14 protein-coding genes are annotated in these 17,669 nt (G+C 58.4%); 10 read left to right on the plus strand and 4 right to left on the minus strand.

Features of this window, described 5'->3' with window-relative positions; translation table 11 throughout:
• Nucleotide 1 precedes the first annotated feature (1 nt).
• The 3 genes from PHQ58_RS09020 to PHQ58_RS09030 form a co-directional block, all read right to left on the minus strand.
• Nucleotides 2–1,399, minus strand: a complete 1,398-nt coding sequence (locus PHQ58_RS09020; RefSeq protein ID WP_300110102.1) for a sensor histidine kinase — start codon at nt 1,397–1,399, stop codon at nt 2–4.
• Between the two features lie 74 nt (nt 1,400–1,473).
• The gene (locus tag PHQ58_RS09025) at nt 1,474–2,148 is read right to left on the minus strand and encodes a response regulator transcription factor (protein ID WP_300110050.1); all 675 of its coding nucleotides are present in this window, start codon (nt 2,146–2,148) and stop codon (nt 1,474–1,476) included.
• 69 nt (nt 2,149–2,217) lie between these two features.
• A complete protein-coding gene (locus tag PHQ58_RS09030) occupies nt 2,218–2,691 on the minus strand; it encodes a helix-turn-helix domain-containing protein (RefSeq protein ID WP_300110053.1) in 474 nt (157 codons plus the stop codon).
• Between the two features lie 155 nt (nt 2,692–2,846).
• On the opposite strand from PHQ58_RS09030, the gene recA reads away from it, so the two are divergent.
• Both recA and recX read left to right on the plus strand, forming a co-directional pair.
• Complete coding sequence (recA, locus tag PHQ58_RS09035) at nt 2,847–3,947, plus strand: recombinase RecA (protein ID WP_300110056.1); 1,101 nt, start codon at nt 2,847–2,849, stop codon at nt 3,945–3,947.
• Between the two features lie 60 nt (nt 3,948–4,007).
• Nucleotides 4,008–4,478 (plus strand): recombination regulator RecX, encoded by a 471-nt coding sequence (gene recX, locus PHQ58_RS09040; protein WP_300110060.1) that lies wholly within the window; start codon nt 4,008–4,010, stop codon nt 4,476–4,478.
• Between the two features lie 69 nt (nt 4,479–4,547).
• Here recX and argC read toward each other — a convergent pair whose 3' ends face one another.
• Nucleotides 4,548–5,489: an N-acetyl-gamma-glutamyl-phosphate reductase gene (gene argC, locus PHQ58_RS09045; RefSeq protein WP_300110063.1), complete on the minus strand. Its 942-nt coding sequence runs from the start codon at nt 5,487–5,489 to the stop codon at nt 4,548–4,550.
• A gap of 162 nt (nt 5,490–5,651) precedes the next feature.
• On the opposite strand from argC, the gene sucC reads away from it, so the two are divergent.
• The 8 genes from sucC (at nt 5,652) to PHQ58_RS09085 (ending at nt 17,494) form a co-directional block, all read left to right on the plus strand.
• Entirely contained in the window at nt 5,652–6,815 is a 1,164-nt protein-coding gene (sucC, locus tag PHQ58_RS09050) for an ADP-forming succinate--CoA ligase subunit beta (RefSeq protein ID WP_300110066.1), read from the plus strand.
• Between the two features lie 65 nt (nt 6,816–6,880).
• Nucleotides 6,881–7,774: a succinate--CoA ligase subunit alpha gene (gene sucD / locus PHQ58_RS09055; protein ID WP_300110069.1), complete on the plus strand. Its 894-nt coding sequence runs from the start codon at nt 6,881–6,883 to the stop codon at nt 7,772–7,774.
• Between the two features lie 147 nt (nt 7,775–7,921).
• The gene (locus tag PHQ58_RS09060) at nt 7,922–10,462 is read left to right on the plus strand and encodes a CHASE2 domain-containing serine/threonine-protein kinase (protein WP_300110072.1); all 2,541 of its coding nucleotides are present in this window, start codon (nt 7,922–7,924) and stop codon (nt 10,460–10,462) included.
• 10 nt (nt 10,463–10,472) lie between these two features.
• Nucleotides 10,473–11,261: a Stp1/IreP family PP2C-type Ser/Thr phosphatase gene (locus PHQ58_RS09065; RefSeq protein ID WP_300110075.1), complete on the plus strand. Its 789-nt coding sequence runs from the start codon at nt 10,473–10,475 to the stop codon at nt 11,259–11,261.
• Nucleotides 11,262–11,297: 36 nt separating this feature from the next.
• A complete protein-coding gene (locus PHQ58_RS09070) occupies nt 11,298–11,918 on the plus strand; it encodes an FHA domain-containing protein (protein ID WP_300110078.1) in 621 nt (206 codons plus the stop codon).
• A 10-nt stretch (nt 11,919–11,928) separates the two neighbouring features.
• A complete protein-coding gene (locus PHQ58_RS09075) occupies nt 11,929–14,223 on the plus strand; it encodes a CHASE2 domain-containing protein (RefSeq protein WP_300110081.1) in 2,295 nt (764 codons plus the stop codon).
• A 2-nt stretch (nt 14,224–14,225) separates the two neighbouring features.
• Nucleotides 14,226–16,598, plus strand: coding sequence for a GspE/PulE family protein (locus PHQ58_RS09080; protein WP_300110084.1), 2,373 nt, complete (start codon nt 14,226–14,228; stop codon nt 16,596–16,598).
• 92 nt (nt 16,599–16,690) lie between these two features.
• Nucleotides 16,691–17,494, plus strand: coding sequence for a M48 family metallopeptidase (locus PHQ58_RS09085; RefSeq protein WP_300110105.1), 804 nt, complete (start codon nt 16,691–16,693; stop codon nt 17,492–17,494).
• The last annotated feature ends 175 nt before the right edge of the window (nt 17,495–17,669 follow it).

Raw genomic sequence — 17,669 nt, forward strand, 5'->3', positions numbered from 1 at the left:
GCTAGCTTAGGTCGCTGTCGCTGGCGGCGGTAAAACGCACCACAAAACGGGCACCGGGTGGTGTGCGCCCAGGGTGGGTGTCTTCCATGCTGACGCTGGCGCTGTGTTGCTGGGCAATCTCCAGCACGATCGGTAAACCCAGCCCGGAGCCATCGGCCTCGGTGCCCAGGGCGCGGTAAAACGGTTGAAAAATCAGCTCGCGCTCAGCCTCTGGCACACCCGGGCCAGAGTCTTCTACTTGTAGCACCAGGGCGCGGCCAAACGGGTCGGTCAATACGCGGGCTGTGATGACGCCCGGGTGCTCAAGGCTGGAGGGTGTGTAGTTGATGGCGTTGTCCACCAGGTTGCGCACCATTTCTTTGAGCAAAGTGGCGTTGCCCAACACGGTGCAGCTGGGCGTGCCGGGCTGGGTGCCTTCATAACCAAGGTCAATGTGTTTATCAAGTGCGCGTGGCACACAGTCACGCACCACGGACATGGTGAGTTCTGCCAGATCACAAATGGTGCGCGGCATGGCCGAGCCGCTGCTCTCGGCGCGCGCCAGTGCCAGCAACTGGTTGACGCTGTGGGTGGCGCGGATGCTGGCGCGGCCAATTTGGCGCAGTGAATGTTTCAGGTCTTCGGCGCTGGCGCCTTCTCGCTGGGCCATCTCGGCTTGCATACGCAAACCCGCCAGCGGCGTTTTGAGTTGGTGCGCGGCATCGGCCAAAAAGCGTTTTTGGGTGGCAATGGAGTCCGTCAGGCGCATCAGCAGGTCGTTCACCGATTCCACCAAAGGCGTGACTTCCATGGGCACCGCCAGCGCATCAATCGGGCTCAAGTCATCGGGTTTTCGGGCACGAATGCGTTCCTCAAGCTGGTTCAGCGGCTTCAGGGCCTGCACCAGCGCCAGCCAGACCAGCAGCACCGCCAGCGGCAATATCACGAACTGCGGCAGCATCACTCCTTTGACAATTTCAGCCGCCAGCACCGAACGTTTTTCAAGGGTTTCAGCCACTTGCACCAGGGCGGGCTTGCTGCCCGTCAGGGGCAAGGTGACCCACATGTAGGCCACCTTGACATCAAAGCCTTTGATCACGTCGTCGCGAATGCGAACCTCGTCGATCACCGCTTGTTCAAGGCTGGGCGGCGGTGGAATCTCTTTTTCGCCGCTGAGCAAGTCGCCACGTGGCCCGAGCACTTGGTAATAGACTGTGTCAGAGTCATCGGCACGCAGCAACTCGCGGGCTGGTCGCGGCAAGGAAAACTCAGCGTGGTTGCGCTGGATGGTGATGAGCTGCGCCATGGCGCGCACGTTGTATTCCAGGGCGCGGTCAAAGGGTTTTCCGGCAATGCCTTGTGCCACCAGCCAGGTCAGCACCAGGCTCACTGGCCACAGCAGCAGCAGCGGCGTCAGCATCCAGTCCAGGATTTCGCCAAACAGCGAGCGTTGCTCGCGGTGAAGGACGGTAGCCACGGCGGCTTACGGCGTGCTCAATTGGGGATCTTTTCCAGGCAATAACCCAGGCCACGCACGGTGGCAATGCGGATCGGGCCCTTCTCGATTTTCTTGCGCAGGCGGTGGATATAGACCTCAATGGCGTTGTTGCTCACCTCTTCACCCCACTCACACAGGCGCTCTACCAGCTGGTCTTTGCTGACCAGGCGGCCAGCGCGCTGGAGCAGCACTTCCAGCAAGCCGAGTTCTCGTGCCGACAGCTCCACCATGGCGCCATCAATGGTGGCTACACGACCCCCTTGGTCATAAATCAGCGGACCGTGTTTGATGGTGCTGCTGGCCGCGCCCATGCCACGGCGGCTCAGGGCGCGCACCCGGGCTTCAAGCTCTTGCAGGCTGAATGGCTTGGCCATGTAGTCATCAGCGCCGTAGTCCAGCCCCTTGACACGTTCTTCGACGCTGTCGGCGGCGGTCAGGATCAACACTGGCAGCGATGAGCCACGCGCACGAAGACGTTTAAGCACTTCCAGGCCATGCATCTTGGGCAGGCCGAGGTCCAGAATCAGCAGGTCAAATTCAGTGTTGGTCATGAGGGCCGCGTCGGCCTCGGTGCCGCTGGCGACATGGTCGACCGCAGCGCCTGAGCTGCGCAGGGTGCGCAACAAGCCATCTGCCAGAACCTGGTCGTCTTCAGCTATCAAAATTCGCATCGCTGTCTCCTCTTTGTGGCCTGTCAGATTGATGGGTTTTACGCTGTGCGCGCATTGTTTTTCGTCATTCTAGGCGGCATAAGCTTCCAGCCCGAGGGCAATCACCGTGGCCACCTCATCGCCCACCGCAGCGCGCAACTCGGCTTGCGCCTGGCCTACCGCTTCTTCAAAAGCCTGTAGCCAACTCAGGCCTGCTGCGGTGAAGGTCACCAAACAAGCACGGGCATCGCGCGCATCGGGCTGGCGTTGCACCAGGCCCCAGGCTTCACACTGGTCCACCAGCTTGCCCATGGCCTGTTTGCTGACGCCGGCGCGCGTGGCCAATTCGTTCAGGCGTGAGCCCTCAAGTGCCAGGTGATGGGTGATGTGGGTGTGTGCCGCGGTCAGGCGGCCCCGGGCTGCCAGGTTCGCCAGTGCCAGCGGCATGCGGTCGTTGGCGGCCATCAGGGTGAGCACGCGGGCATTGAACCGTTTGGCGCCTTCAGTCAGCCAATGCCCCAAATGCGCTTGTCGCCAGCCGGTCAGTGGTGGGGCGTTCGTCATCTGCAAAATAGTAAACTAAATTGACTAAAAAAAGTGTTTTATGTTTTTAATATTGGTTCTAAACTACTGTTCAGGCATCCAGCCTGTCGTTAAAAACAGAGGATGCAAAGTTGTCAAACTGGTCATTGATTCACCCTAACCTCAGGAGAAGCCCCATGGACGCACCCGTTAAAGCTGTTACCCCCGCCAAAGCCCCAACCCCCGTCAACGCTGAAAAAGCCAAAGCCCTGCAAGTGGCGTTGGCCCAGATCGAGAAGCAATTTGGCAAAGGCACCATCATGCGGCTGGGCGAAGGCGAGGTGATTGAAGACATCCAGGTGGTCTCTACCGGCTCGCTGGGTTTGGACATTGCGTTGGGCGTTGGCGGTTTGCCGCGTGGCCGCGTGGTTGAAATCTATGGCCCTGAATCTTCCGGCAAAACCACCTTGACGCTGCAAGTGATTGCCGAGATGCAAAAAACCGGCGGCCAGTGTGCGTTTGTCGATGCTGAACACGCGTTGGACATCCAGTACGCGCAAAACCTCGGCGTCAACCTGCAAGACCTGCTGATCAGCCAGCCCGACACCGGCGAGCAGGCGCTCGAAATTGTGGACAGCCTGGTGCGTTCGGGCGCCGTAGATTTGATCGTGGTCGATTCGGTGGCGGCTTTGACGCCCAAGGCCGAGCTGGAAGGCGAAATGGGTGACAGCCTGCCCGGCTTGCAAGCACGCTTGATGAGCCAGGCGCTGCGCAAGCTCACGGCGCACATCAAAAAAACCAACTGCATGGTGATCTTCATCAACCAGATCCGCATGAAAATTGGCGTGATGTTTGGCAGCCCTGAAACCACCACCGGTGGCAATGCGTTGAAGTTTTACGCCTCGGTGCGCCTGGACATTCGCCGCACCGGCACCATCAAGAAGGGTGACGAAGCCATTGGCAACGAGACCAAGGTCAAAGTGGTCAAAAACAAGGTGGCGCCACCGTTCAAGACGGCTGAATTTGACATTCTCTTTGGCCAGGGCATCAGCCGCGAAGGCGAAATCATCGACATGGGCGTCACCGCTAATATTCTGGACAAGTCCGGTGCCTGGTACGCCTACAACGGCGAAAAAATTGGGCAGGGCCGCGACAACGCCCGTGAATTTTTGCGCGAGAACCCGGCGCTGTCACAAGAGATTGAAAACAAGGTGCGCGCTTCGTTGGGTATCCCGCTGCTGGCTGGTGCCGAAGTGCCTGATGCGGCAGCAAAAGTTTCAAGCAAAAAAGTCCTCTAGCCCTTGTTAATTAATCATAAGAAGCTATTTATTTAGTAGTGGATTGGTCACTGGCATTCCATGGCATTTGACCAACCTTCCCTTAAAGGCCGCGCCCTGCGCCTGCTCAGTGGACGTGAATATTCACGCGCGGAGCTGGAGCGCAAGTTGCAGCGCTTTGAGGAAGAGCCCGGCAGTCTGGCGCTGGCCCTGGATGATCTGCTGGCCAAGGGTTTCATCAGTGAGCAGCGGGTGGTGGAATCGGTGGTGAACCGCCGATCGGCCAAGCTCGGTGCCCAGCGCATTCGCCAGGAGTTGCAAGCCAAGGGACTCGACCCGCAAATGGTGTCCGATGCCGTGACGGCCTTGCGCGGCACCGAGTTGGCCCGCGCTCAGGTGGTTTGGCTGAAGAAGTACGGCGTCGCACCAGAAGATGCCGCAGCGGCGGCCCGTCAAATGCGCTTTTTGGCCGCACGAGGCTTCAGTGGCGACGCCATCCGGCGGGTGGTCAAGGGCTGTGCTGACGATTTACTGGTCGGTGACGAAGACTAAAATTCATAAGAAATAGGCCTCTAGCCCTTGTGCATACTGCGCAGGGAGCTATTTAAAAGATAGTGACTATCAGGCCGCCAGACCCAGCATCAATTGCAGGTTTTGCACTGCTGCGCCGCTGGCACCTTTGCCCAGGTTGTCCAGTCGCGCCACCAGCACGGCGTGGTGGAAGTTATCACCCGCATCGTTGTTGCCAAATACGCGCAGTTCCAGCTGGTTGGTGCCGGCCAACGCCACGGCGTCCAGTTTGTTGTCAAGGCTTGCAGGTAGCACCTTCACCCACTCACTGTTCATATAGTGTTGGGCCAGCGCCTGGTGCAAATCGTCTGCGCTGGGTTGCCCTGGCAACAGGTCAAGATGCAATGGCACCTGCACCAGCATGCCTTGTTTGAAGTTGGCCACTGAGGGCACAAACAGCGGGCGGCGTGTCAAGCCGGTGTAGGCCATGATTTCCGGCACATGTTTGTGCTTCAAGCCCAGCGCATACAACTCGAAAGCCGGTGCGGTGCCTTGCTCGTAAGCGTCAATCATGGGCCTGCCTCCGCCTGAGTAGCCGCTGACCGACGGCAGGCACAAGGGGAAGTCCGCAGGAATCAAGCCCGCGGCCACCAACGGGCACAGCAAGGCGATGGCGCCGGTGGCGTAGCAGCCGGGGTTGGTGACGCGGCGGGCCGCTTGAATCGCCTCGCGCTGGCCAACTTTCAATTCAGGGAAGCCGTAAACCCACCCCGGTGCGGTGCGGTGTGCGGTTGACGCGTCAATGATTTTCGGACCCGCTTGCCCGGTGGTGCGTTCTAGATCGTCGATCATGGCGACCGAATCAAGGGCCGCATCGTCGTGCAGGCACAGCACCACCAGATCGGCTTGCGCCATCAGTTCGCGTTTGGCCAAGGGGTCTTTGCGGCGCTCAGGGGCGATGCTGATCAATTCAATGCCGGTCAGGGTTTGCAGGCGCTCACGAATCTGTAAACCCGTGGTGCCAGCTTCGCCATCGATGAAGATTTTTTGCATGGTGAACTCGTATCTCGAAAAGTGGTGTGCTTGTAAGTCTTATAGAAGATTAACGCAAGACTGCATGATACAGTCCGCGATTGCATCGTATGGTGCCTTTGACGCCGCCCCAACCAGCAGCATCGATGGCCATCTCCCTTCCATTCCTGAGAGAAAGAGCTCATGAAAATTCACGAGTACCAAGGCAAGGACATCTTGCGTCAAGCTGGTGTGCCAGTGCCTCGCGGCATTGCAGCATTCACCGTTCAAGAGGCGGTGGAAGCCGCTCAAAAACTCGGCGGCCCCGTGTGGGTTGTCAAGGCGCAGATCCACGCAGGTGGTCGCGGCAAGGGCGGCGGTGTCAAGCTGGCACGCTCTATCGAGGACGTGAAAAAGATCGCCGGCGAAATCCTCGGCATGCAATTGATCACGCACCAAACCGGCCCTGAAGGTCAAAAAGTGCGTCGCCTGCTGATCGAAGACGGCGCCGACATCAAAAAAGAATACTACGTGTCTGCCGTGACCGACCGTGCAACACAACGTGTGGCCATGATCGTGTCAAGCGAAGGCGGCATGGACATCGAGGAAGTGGCTCATTCCACCCCCGAGAAAATCCTCACCGAGATTGTTGACCCCGCCACCGGCCTGACCGATGCACAAGCCACCAAACTGGCCAACGCCATTGGCGTGCCTGAAGGTTCCGTGGCGCAAGCCGTGGACGTGCTGCAAAAGGTCTACAAGGTCTACATGGACACCGATGCATCGCTGGTTGAAATCAACCCGATGATTCTCGAAGGCAACGGCGGCATCAAGGCCATCGACGCCAAGTTCAACTTTGACGACAACGCGTTATTCCGCCACCCCGAAATCGTGGCGTTTCGCGACCTCGACGAAGAAGATCCGGCTGAAGTTGAAGCCAGCAAGTTTGACTTGGCCTACATCAGCCTGGACGGCAACATCGGCTGCCTGGTGAACGGTGCCGGCTTGGCCATGGCCACCATGGACACCATCAAGTTGTTTGGCGCAGAGCCTGCCAACTTCCTGGACGTGGGTGGCGGTGCCACCCCTGAGAAGGTCACGGAAGCCTTCAAGATCATGCTGAAAAACCCCAAGGTTGAGGCCATTTTGGTCAACATCTTTGGCGGCATCATGAAATGCGACACCATTGCCACCGGCGTGATTGCGGCCTGCAAGGCGACCAACCTGAACGTGCCCCTGGTGGTGCGCATGAAGGGCACCAACGAAGAACTGGGCAAACAAATGCTCAAGGACAGCGGCCTGCCCATCATTTCTGTAGACACCATGGCAGAGGCTGCACAAGCCGCTGTGAAAGCGGTCGCCAAATAATTTGCGGGGCACAGCGCAGCTGCTTGAAACGAGCCAGCTGTGCCCTCCACTGATCAGGAAACATCATGTCCATCTACATCAATAAAGACACCAAGGTCATCACCCAAGGTATCACCGGCAAAACTGGCCAGTTCCACACTGAAAAGTGCCAGGAATACGCCAACGGCAAAAACTGCTTTGTCGCAGGTGTGAACCCCAAGAAGGCCGGCGAGTCGATCTTCAACATCCCGATTTACGCCTCGGTCAAAGAAGCCGCTGCTGAAACCGGTGCCACCGTCAGCGTGATCTATGTGCCACCATCAGGCGCGGCTGCTGCCATCTGGGAAGCGGTTGAAGCCGACCTGGACTTGGCCATTTGCATCACCGAAGGCATCCCGATCCGTGACATGCTTGAAGTGCGCAACCGCATGCGCGCCAAAGTGGCGGCTGGTGGCAAGGAAACCTTGTTGCTCGGCCCCAACTGTCCTGGCTTGATCACGCCCGACGAGATCAAGATTGGCATCATGCCCGCACACATTCACCGCAAGGGACGCATTGGTGTGGTCAGCCGTTCCGGCACGCTCACTTACGAAGCGGTGGCGCAGTTGACCGAAATCGGCCTGGGCCAGTCCAGCGCCGTCGGTATTGGTGGCGACCCCATCAACGGCTTGAAGCACATCGATGTGATGCGTGCCTTCAATGACGATCCTGACACCGACGCCGTCATCATGATTGGTGAAATTGGTGGCCCGGACGAAGCCGAAGCCGCTCGCTGGTGCAAGCTCAACATGAAGAAACCCATTGTGGGTTTCATCGCGGGTGTGACCGCACCGGCAGGCAAACGCATGGGCCACGCTGGCGCCTTGATTTCTGGTGGTGCTGACACGGCCGATGCCAAACTGGCCGTGATGGAAGAAAGTGGCTTCAAGGTCACGCGCAACCCGTCTGAGATGGCCAAGTTGCTCAAAGCCCTGTTGTAAACCCAGTCTGACGGGCGGCGCCAACTGTTGCGCCAGCCCATCTTCCAAAGCCGGATGCCCACCTGATGGACAATCCGGCTTTGTTGTTTTTGGTGTTTCGTGATTTTTGGATGTTGACGTGGAACAGTTTTTAACTGCACATCAAATATGAAGCGGCTTGCATCGCTCCGAGTCAAGGCGGCGCCTTGGTGGCGTTCGGGCCGACGCTTTGGCGCGCTGGTGGTCGGCATGGTGCTGGCGTTCTACGCCGGCACTGATGTGCTCCAAGGTCTGGATCGAAATTTCTATGACTTCGCCCGCAATGCCAACCCGCCCCAACCCTCAAATCAGGTGGTGTTGGTAGCAATTGATGAGCCAAGTTTGGCCCGTTTGGGGCCGTGGCCCTGGCCAAGAAGTCTTCATGCCCGGTTGATTGATAAATTGGCCGAGGCCAAACCTAATGTCGTGGTCTACACCGTACCGTTTTTTGAGCCGCAACGCGACCCTGGCTTGGCTTTTATTCAAAGGATAAAAGCCGTGCTGGCGCAAGCGCCCTTGCAGCCTGATGCGGCAGAGGGCGCCAGCCTTGATCAGCGGTTGATACCGCAACAATTGATCGGCCTGATCCAAGAGGCTGAGGCGGCGCTGGACGGTGATGCTCGGTTGGCGCAGAGCCTGGAGCAGGCCGGCAATGTGGTGTTGGCAGCGAACGCAGTGGCCGGCGGTGCAGTTGCGTCGCCCATTGAGCGTTTGGCTTCCGTGGCTGCGGGCGTCGGCTACTTTGGTGGTCGTTCTGATCGCGATGGTGTGCTGCGTTCTGAGGCATTGCTGCTACCCACCGATGGCAACGTGCTGCCCTCCCTGGCCTTGCTGGCGGCGGCCAGCAGCTTGAAGCTGAAGGCCTCGGACATTCGCGTGACGCCCCGCCAAAGGGTGCAAATAGGTCATTTGACTTTCTCGACTGGTACTTCAGGCACTGTGCTGTCACAGTTCTATTCAACAGCACATGGCCAACCCGCGTTTGCCACCGAATCTTTTGCTGCCGTGCTGAGTGGCGAGGTTGACATGGCCAAATACGCCGACAAAGTGGTCATCATTGGGGTGACAGCACCGAGTTTGGCCAACGTGTTGGCGGTGTCTGGTCACGCCGCCATGTCCCAGGTTGAAGCCCTGGCCCACAGTACGTCGAGCATTTTGCAGTTGCATCTGGCGCACGAGCCTGTCTGGAACAAGTGGGCGCTTTGGGGGAGCATGGTGCTGGCAGCGCTGTTTGTTGCCTTGGGGTTGCCCTTGCTTTCAGTTGGCGCCGCGACCAGCCTCAGCCTGGCGATGGTCCTGAGTCTGTTGGCACTTGAGTTTTGGTCGCTCTCTGTCATGGGTCTGCGGCTGCAACTGGTGCCTGTGGCAAGCTTGCTGTTGGTAGGCTACGCGGCATACCTGTTGCGCCACTTGGTACTGGCGCGCGCCAATGGCGTGAATTCGGCAGAAGATGTTGGGCAAACCGATCGCATGATGGGCTTGGCGTTGCAGGGGCAGGGGCAACTGGACATGGCTTTTGAGCGTTTTTGTAACGTGCCCATGCATGCCGCGCTGGCCCAGGATTTGTATTGCCTGGGCCTGGACTTCGAGCGCAAGCAGCTGTTTGACAAGGCGCAAACGGTCTATGCGCGCATCGCGTCATTTGATGGTGCCTTTAAAGATGTGCAAGGCCGCATGGCGCGCCTTCAAAGTTCAATGCATCTGCCGGATCAAAGCGTTGCCGGGGTTACGCTGCCCACTGAACCGCCTGACAGCATCGGGCTGAAAATGATGCTCGGGCGTTATGAGGTCGAAAAAGAGCTCGGCAAAGGTGCGATGGGTGTGGTGTATCTGGGCAAAGACCCCAGCATTGACAGGCTTGTGGCGCTGAAAACGATGGCTCTGGGCGAGGCGTTTGATGGTGATGGGCTGGTCGACGCCCAGGACAGGTTTTTTCGTGAGGCAAAAGCCGCCGGGCGATTGCAGCACCCGAGCATCGTGACGATTTTTGATGTGGGGGAAGCGCACGGTCTGGCCTTCATTGCTATGGAATACGTGAAAGGGCAAGATTTGCAGCCCAACTGCAAGCGCGGTGCGCTGTTGCCGGTCCCCAGTGTCCTGTCGATCGTGGTCCGGGTGGCGCAGGCGTTGGCGTATGCGTATCGTTTGCAGGTGATTCACCGCGACATCAAGCCTGGCAACGTGATGTATGACCTGGTGACTGACACCGTCAAGGTGACGGACTTCGGCATCGCCCGCATCACGGACGGTAACAAGACCCGCACCGGCGTGGTGATGGGAACACCCAGTTACATGTCGCCCGAGCAGTTGACTGGCTTAGTGCTGGATGGCCGCTCTGATCTGTACTCATTGGGTATCATGGCGTTTCAGTTGCTGTCGGGCGTGCTGCCTTTCAGGGCAGACACCATGGCCGAGCTGATGTCGAAAATTGCCAAACAAGAGGCGCCGGACCTTCGCCAGATTCGACCCGAGATCCCTGAGGATCTGGCCGTCATGGTGGCGCGTCTGTTGCGTAAGGCGCCGCAGGACCGGTACCAGGATGGGGATGCGCTGGCGGCCGATTTGTCCGCCCATCTTGGACGCACGCGGGTCGACCCACGCGCTGCACCAGAACTGGGGCTCACCGGGCAAGGGTCATCGTACGCGGGTTCACTTGATCTGGAGATCTAGGTATTTCATGATGCAGTACAGCTTTTACGCCATGTCCCATGTGGGCCAGGTGCGTGGCAACAATGAGGATGCACTGGCATTTGATGAGGCGCTTGGCATCGCTGTGTTGGCTGACGGCATGGGCGGTTATAACGCCGGTGAGGTGGCCAGCGGCATGGCAGTGGCCTCCATCAAATCGGAGTTGCTTAGCTGGCTTGGCACAGAGGCACACGGCAGCAACCCGGCTGAAATTGCCCGGGGCATCGCGTTGTGTGTTGGCCGGGCCAATCACTCCATTCTTTATGCCGCCAAGTCCAATCCGCAGTACGCCGGCATGGGAACCACCATCGTGGCGGGTGTGTTCAAAAACAATTGCCTGATTTTGGGGCATGTGGGAGACTCACGTGGCTACCGGTGGCGCGATGGTGTTTTGGCCCAAATCACGCGCGATCACTCGTTGTTGCAAGAGCGTGTTGACGCCGGATTGTTAACCCCAGAGCAAGCCGCGGTAGCACCAGGCAGAAATCTATTGACCCGTGCACTGGGTGTTGAAGACGGCGTGCAGGTTGAACTCCATGAGCATGAAGTTCTGGACGGTGATGTGTATTTGATGTGTTCTGACGGCTTGACCGACATGTTGAGTGACGTAGAAATTGCCAACGCCATGGGCTTGTGTGCAGTTTTGCCGGAGATAGCACTTGACTTGGTCGCCAAAGCCAATGCGGCAGGTGGCCGGGATAACATCACAGTTTTGTTGGTGCGGGCGCGGGCGGCCAAAGGCAAGCCAGGACTGATGTCGCGTTTATTTGGTGGGCCATAGACTGGGCGGTTTTGTCAAGAATTTAAGGAGGCGTTTGTGCCAAAAATAATCGTCATGATGGACGGGGTTCTGATCAAAGAAGTCGAATTGACCAAAGAGCGGACGACGCTGGGGCGTCGGCCTTACAACGATATCGTCATTGAAAACCTGGCGGTCAGTGGTGAGCATGCCGCGTTTCACATGCACGCCACCGAGGTCGCGATCGAGGACCTCAACAGCACCAATGGCACTTTTGTCAATGGCAAGGCGGTCAGAAAACAGGTGCTGCACCACGGCGACATCCTGGAGGTTGGCAAATACAGGATTCAATTTGAGTCTGATGCTGCCTTTGATAAGACAATGGTTGTTGCCCCGCAGCGCGCAGATGTTGTGGCACCTTATGCACGTGAGCCTGACCCGGTGGGCGCCATCAAGGTCTTGTCTGGCCCGGCTGCCGGTCGCGAAATGCCCCTGACCAAGGTGGTCACCACCGTCGGCAAGCCGGGCGTGTCGATTGCTGCCATCACACGTCGGCAGCACCATTTTGTAGTGCACCATGTGGAGGGATCGGAATACCCGCTGCTCAATGGTGTCGCATTGGCGGGCGATCCGGTGGTTTTGAAGGATGGCGATCGGATCGTGTTGGCCGGCACAGAAATGCTGTTTTTCCAGTCCTGATGCGGGGTTGATGAACGGCCAAGCACGCACTGACAAGCGCTTCATGCGCTATTTGAAGCGCCATTGGCGGCGCATTGGCCTGTCCTTGCTTCCCTTGGTGGTGGTGTTTTTGCACAGTTCGGGTGTTGCGCCAATGGCTGCGCTCAATCGTCTTGACGCCATGATGTATGACGTTCGCTTGCGGACCACAATGCCCAAGACGCTTGATGAGCGCATTGTGATTGTCGACATCGATGAGAAAAGCTTGTCTGAATTGGGACGCTGGCCATGGTCTCGCCAAAAGATGGCGTCCCTGACGCAATCTCTGTTTGGCCACTACCAGGTCGTGCTGCTCGGGTTTGACGTGGTGTTTGCCGAAGCTGATGACAGCTCCGGCTTGAAACAACTGCAAACGCTGGCCCGCAGCCAATTGAGCGGGGACGCCGAGTTTGTGGCCCATTTGGCGCAATTGGCGCCAGCCCTGGACTACGACCATCTGTTTGCCGAGTCGCTGGCCGACCGGCCAGTAGTCGCCGGGTTTTACTTCAACAATGACCCAGCGGGGCGCACCAGCGGTGACTTGCCCGCGCCGGTGATGATGGGGCAAGATTCGGGCAACCCATCCAATGCCATCACCCAGTGGCGTGGTTTTGGTGCCAACATTCCTGCACTGGCGCAGGCGGCTCCCACGGCAGGTTTTTTCAATTCATTGACCGACCTGGACGGTGTCGTGCGCTCCCTGCCCCTGGTTGCCCGCTACGCTGATCAATACTACGAGTCGCTCTCTCTGGCCATGTTCCGGCGCCTGACTGGCATGCCCAAAGTGACCCCGGGCTGGGCCACAGCGGCGCCCGATGCGTCGAACCAGTTGGTGTTGCAGCAGATTGTGTTGAGGTGGCCAGACAAGTCCTTCAGCATTCCGGTGGATGAGCGGGGTGCGGTATGGGTTCCGTATCGGGGCGATGGTGGGCCGCAGGGCGGGTCTTTCAATTATGTCGCTGCCAGTGACGTGTTGGCAGGGCGGGCGCCAGCGGAGCAGCTCAAAGGCAAGATCGTCCTGGTTGGCACCACGGCCACCGGTTTGGTTGACTTGCGCGCCACGCCCGTAGCGGCCACTTTCCCGGGGGTTGAAGTTCAGGCAAACGCCTTGGCCAGCCTGTTGGATCGTCGCTTTCTGGTGCGGCCCGCTTACGCTGAAGGCTATGAGGCCATGCTGGTTCTGTTGCTCGGGTTGGTGCTGGCCTTTACGCTGCCCCTGCTGCGCGCACCCGCGGCGGTGGCAACGGGCGTGGGCCTGGTCGTCGCCCTGGTCATGCTCAACGGTTGGCTTTATGTGTCCTATGGCCTGGTTTGGCAACTGGCACCAGTTTTACTCATGACGGTGGCCGTATTTGGGGTCAATGTGGGCTACGGCTATTTGATGGCCAGTCACTCAAGGCGTGAATTGATTGCTTTGTTTGGCACCTATGTGCCGCCTGAATTCGTTCAGGAAATGATCAAGGCGCCAGACCGCTACACCATGCGCGCCAAAAGTGAGGAGCTGACCGTGATGTTTTGTGACATGCGCGGCTTTACCCGCATGTCTGAGCAGATGGACCCGGTGCAGGTGCAGCAATTGCTCAACCATGTGTTCAGCGAGCTGACGCAATTGATTGGTGCCAACCGCGGCACCGTGGATAAATACATGGGCGATTGCGTCATGGCCTTCTGGGGTGCGCCGGTGGCATCCCCCGCGCACGCCCAACTGGCCGTGAAAACGGCTATGCAAATGACGCAAGCGCTGGGCCGCATCAACCAGGCGCATCAGAGCGGTGCCTTGGGCCATGTAGGGTTGGACATTGGTTTGGGAATTGGCCTGAATACCGGGCAAATGTGCGTGGGCGACATGGGCTCCAACATCAGGCGCAGTTACACCGTGATGGGTGATGCCGTTAATTTGGGTTCCAGGCTGGAGGGGCTATCCAAAACCTACGGGGTTAGCATTGTGGTCAGCCAGGCCACACAAAGCCTCGCCACCGACTATGCCTGGCAAGAGCTGGACTGGGTGCGTGTCAAGGGCCGGCAACAGGCCATTACCGTTCTGACCCCGGTGGCCCTCAAAACAGACCTTACCCCAGCGCAATCCACCGAGTTGGCGTTGTGGGCGACATTCTTGGCGGCGTATCGGGCGCAAAATCATGTCACTTGTGACGATTTGCTGGCGCAATTGCTGCAACTTGCGCCTACCAAACCACTCTACAAACTGTATGCTGAGCGACTAGCTGCCAGACGCGGCCACCCCATTGACCCCGGTTGGGACGCAATCACCAACTTCGAGACCAAGTAACCATGAACACGGGCACCAAACCCTACAGCGCCAAGCGTGATGGCATGACCTTTGAGGCACTGTTCTACAAGCAGCTGCAGCACGTGACGGCGCGCATTCACGAGACCGACAACATCGAGCAAATCATGTTGGAGACCAGTGCCGACATTTGCAAGCTGTTCAATGCCGATCGGTTGACGCTGTATGTGGTCAATGAAGACCACACCGCCATTGTTTCAAAGGTCAAGACCGGGCTCAACAGCAGCCGCGACCTGAAGCTGCCAATCTCGCCGCAAAGCATTGCCGGCTATGTTGCGTTCAGTCACATGCTGGTCAATTTGCCCGATGTGTATGACGATGACGTGCTGAAAACCATTCACCCGTCGCTGACCTTTCTCAAAGAGGTGGACAAGCGCTCCGGCTACCGTACCCGAGAGATGCTGGTGGCGCCTATTCTGGATGGCAAAGTGCTGTACGGCGTGCTGCAGATCATCAACAACAAGAGCGAGCAGCCCTTTGGAGACCTCGACATCGAGGGTGTTTCACAGCTCTGTAAAACATTGGCCACCGCCATTCGCCACCGCCTTCACGAGGCTGAAGAGAGCGTGCGGCGCATGGTGACCAAGTACGATGGTCTGGTGTCTGATGGCGTGATGACCGCCGAGGAATTGCAGCACTGCCTGCAAGATGCGCGCACTGAGGGGCTGGCGGTTGAGAAAGTGCTGCTGACGCGGTACCAGGTGCGTGCGGCACAAATTGGGCCGTCCTTGGCCAAGTTTTTTGGCGTGAGTTATGAGCCTTTCTCGCCGGGGCGCATTCGCGCCGAAATGTTGCATGGCGCCCTGAAGCGTGAATTCATTGAAGAGCAGGGTTGGGTACCGCTGGAAGAGTCCCCCTCTGGCATGGTCATCATGTGCCTGGACCCGGAAGCCGTGCGCAGCTCGCGCATCGTGCATCAGGTTTTTCCAAAGATCAGTAAGTTTGTCTACCGGGTCACCACCCAGTCCGAGTTTCAGGACACCTTGGGACAAATTTTCGGGCTGGAGGCCACGGGCGGCAGCATTGACGCAATGCTGGCCGACATGGACAGCTCACCCCTGGATGACAGCTTCAATGACGATTCCCTGGAATCAGCCGCCGCAGACAACGAGCTCGTCAAGTTTGTCAACAAAGTCATTCTGGATGCCTACCACCAGGGCGTGTCTGACATTCACATCGAGCCCATGCCCGGCAAGCTGAAAACCGGCATCAGGTTTCGCATTGATGGCTCCTTGCAGCCCTACGCCGAAGTGCCCGCGCACTTTCGCCAAGCCATGGTCACGCGCCTGAAAATCATGTGCGACCTGGACATTTCAGAGCGCCGCAAGCCGCAAGACGGCAAGATCAAGTTTAAAAAATATGGCCCGGTCGACATCGAGCTGCGCGTGGCCACCATTCCCTCGGCCGGCGGGGTGGAAGACGTGGTGATGCGGATTTTGGCCGCTGGCGAGCCGATTCCGCTTGAGAAACTGGGCCTGACCCCGCACAACAAGGCGCGGGTGATTCAGACCATCGAAAAACCCTACGGCTTGTTTTACGTGTGTGGGCCCACTGGCTCAGGTAAAACGACCACGCTGCACAGCATCCTGAAGCACCTCAATACCCCGGACACCAAAATCTGGACGGCGGAAGACCCGGTGGAAATCACCCAGAAGGGGCTGCGCCAGGTGCAAATCAACAAGAAGGCCGGCATTGATTTCGCGCTGGTGATGCGGGCCTTTTTGCGGGCCGATCCCGACATCATCATGGTGGGTGAGTCGCGCGACAAGGAAACCGTGGCGATGGGGGTCGAGGCCTCGCTGACAGGCCACTTGGTGTTTTCGACCCTTCACACCAATTCGGCACCAGAGTCGATCACCCGGCTGTTGGACATGGGCATGGACCCGTTCAATTTTGCCGATGCGCTGCTGGGCATTTTGGCGCAACGCCTCGCCAAGAAGCTGTGTGACTGCAAAGAAGCTTATGTGCCCGATGCTGAGGAACTGCGCCTGTTTGCCACCGAGTACGCTGAAGAGTTGCGCCACTCTGCTGACTGGACGGCCGACTACGCGGGCGAAATGGCCAAGCTGGTGGCGCGCTGGCAGCAGCAATACGTAGACACTGGCGGTATCAAGTTTTATCGCCATGCCGGTTGTGACAAGTGCCACCAAACCGGCTACAAAGGCCGCATTGGCTTGCACGAGCTGTTGATTGCCGATGACGGCATCAAAAAGCTGATTCAGGAGCGCGCCCGCGTGGCCGAAATCTTTGCCGCTGCCGTTGAAGGTGGCATGCGCACCCTGAAGATGGACGGCATGGAGAAAGTCATGATGGGCATGACCGACCTGAAAATGGTGCGTTCCGTGTGCATCAAGTAACGTGCCGTTGCGACATAAACCACCTTAGAACACGACAAAGCGCCATGACCACTGAGACCCAACCCACCTGCCTCTGCTGCAGTCGCCGCCTGATGGTGCAAACCCTCGCCATCGGTGGCTTGCTGCCCGCCACGTTACTGACGCCCGTAGCCGCCCGCGACGGCGTCGACGTGGGCGACAACTCGGTGTTTTCCAGGCTGGTGCCGGCCGACACCGTTGAGCAGTCGGCGGCGCAAGAGTACGCGCAAATGTTGCAGCAAGCGGCCGCTCAAAAAGCCCTGGGTGGTCCGAACCATCCCCAGGTGAGGCGCCTGCGCGCCATTGCCCAAAAAATCATTCCCTACGCCGTCAGCTGGAACGTGCGCGCCAAAGACTGGCGATGGGAAGTCAACCTGATTGGCAGCAAACAAATCAACGCGTTTTGCATGCCCGGCGGCAAAATCGCTTTCTACAGCGGCATTCTTGAGCAGCTGCGATTGACCGACGACGAAGTCGCCACCGTCATGGGCCATGAGGTAGCGCACGCTCTGCGTGAGCACGCGCGGGCGCGCATGGCCAAAAACGCCGCCACCGGCATTGGCGCGAATTTGCTCAGCAATGTGTTGGGTCTGGGGCAACTGGGTCAAACCGTGACCAGCTATGGGGCACAACTGCTCACCTTGCAGTTCAGTCGCAGCGATGAGTCAGATGCTGACCTGGTGGGTATGGAACTGGCGGCCCGCGCCGGTTTTGACCCCCGTGCCGGGGTCAGTTTGTGGCAAAAGATGGCGACTGCCAACAAGGGCGCACCACCGCAATGGCTGTCCACCCACCCTTCGGGCAGTACCCGTATTGCGGACATCGAGGCCAATTTGCCTAAAGTCATGCCCTTGTTCAAGCGCGACCCTGCGTCATAAAGCACCGGTTTCATGAGGCTGGTCTGTCAGGTACTGAGTTCCTGATATTTTGTAACTACTCAGCTCCCAATGGAGATTAATTTGAGTTCGCTATGAAATAGTGAGCGAGAATTGGTTTTGATGCCAACCCTGCCCGACCTCACCGAACTCAGCCATGCACAAAAGGATGAGCTGA

Source organism: Rhodoferax sp. (genome assembly GCF_028688795.1).
Classification (GTDB): domain Bacteria; phylum Pseudomonadota; class Gammaproteobacteria; order Burkholderiales; family Burkholderiaceae_C; genus Rhodoferax.

What these genes read in the sequence shown, in the direction of transcription:
- PHQ58_RS09020 (WP_300110102.1), bottom strand. Translation starts at nt 1,399, where the DNA reads ATGCTGACGCCGCTGCTGCTGCTGTGGCCAGTGAGCCTGGTGCTGACC.
- PHQ58_RS09025 (WP_300110050.1), bottom strand. Translation starts at nt 2,148, where the DNA reads ATGCGAATTTTGATAGCTGAAGACGACCAGGTTCTGGCAGATGGCTTG.
- PHQ58_RS09030 (WP_300110053.1), bottom strand. Translation starts at nt 2,691, where the DNA reads ATGACGAACGCCCCACCACTGACCGGCTGGCGACAAGCGCATTTGGGG.
- recA (WP_300110056.1), top strand. Translation starts at nt 2,847, where the DNA reads ATGGACGCACCCGTTAAAGCTGTTACCCCCGCCAAAGCCCCAACCCCC.
- recX (WP_300110060.1), top strand. Translation starts at nt 4,008, where the DNA reads ATGGCATTTGACCAACCTTCCCTTAAAGGCCGCGCCCTGCGCCTGCTC.
- argC (WP_300110063.1), bottom strand. Translation starts at nt 5,489, where the DNA reads ATGCAAAAAATCTTCATCGATGGCGAAGCTGGCACCACGGGTTTACAG.
- sucC (WP_300110066.1), top strand. Translation starts at nt 5,652, where the DNA reads ATGAAAATTCACGAGTACCAAGGCAAGGACATCTTGCGTCAAGCTGGT.
- sucD (WP_300110069.1), top strand. Translation starts at nt 6,881, where the DNA reads ATGTCCATCTACATCAATAAAGACACCAAGGTCATCACCCAAGGTATC.
- PHQ58_RS09060 (WP_300110072.1), top strand. Translation starts at nt 7,922, where the DNA reads ATGAAGCGGCTTGCATCGCTCCGAGTCAAGGCGGCGCCTTGGTGGCGT.
- PHQ58_RS09065 (WP_300110075.1), top strand. Translation starts at nt 10,473, where the DNA reads ATGCAGTACAGCTTTTACGCCATGTCCCATGTGGGCCAGGTGCGTGGC.
- PHQ58_RS09075 (WP_300110081.1), top strand. Translation starts at nt 11,929, where the DNA reads ATGAACGGCCAAGCACGCACTGACAAGCGCTTCATGCGCTATTTGAAG.
- PHQ58_RS09080 (WP_300110084.1), top strand. Translation starts at nt 14,226, where the DNA reads ATGAACACGGGCACCAAACCCTACAGCGCCAAGCGTGATGGCATGACC.
- PHQ58_RS09085 (WP_300110105.1), top strand. Translation starts at nt 16,691, where the DNA reads ATGGTGCAAACCCTCGCCATCGGTGGCTTGCTGCCCGCCACGTTACTG.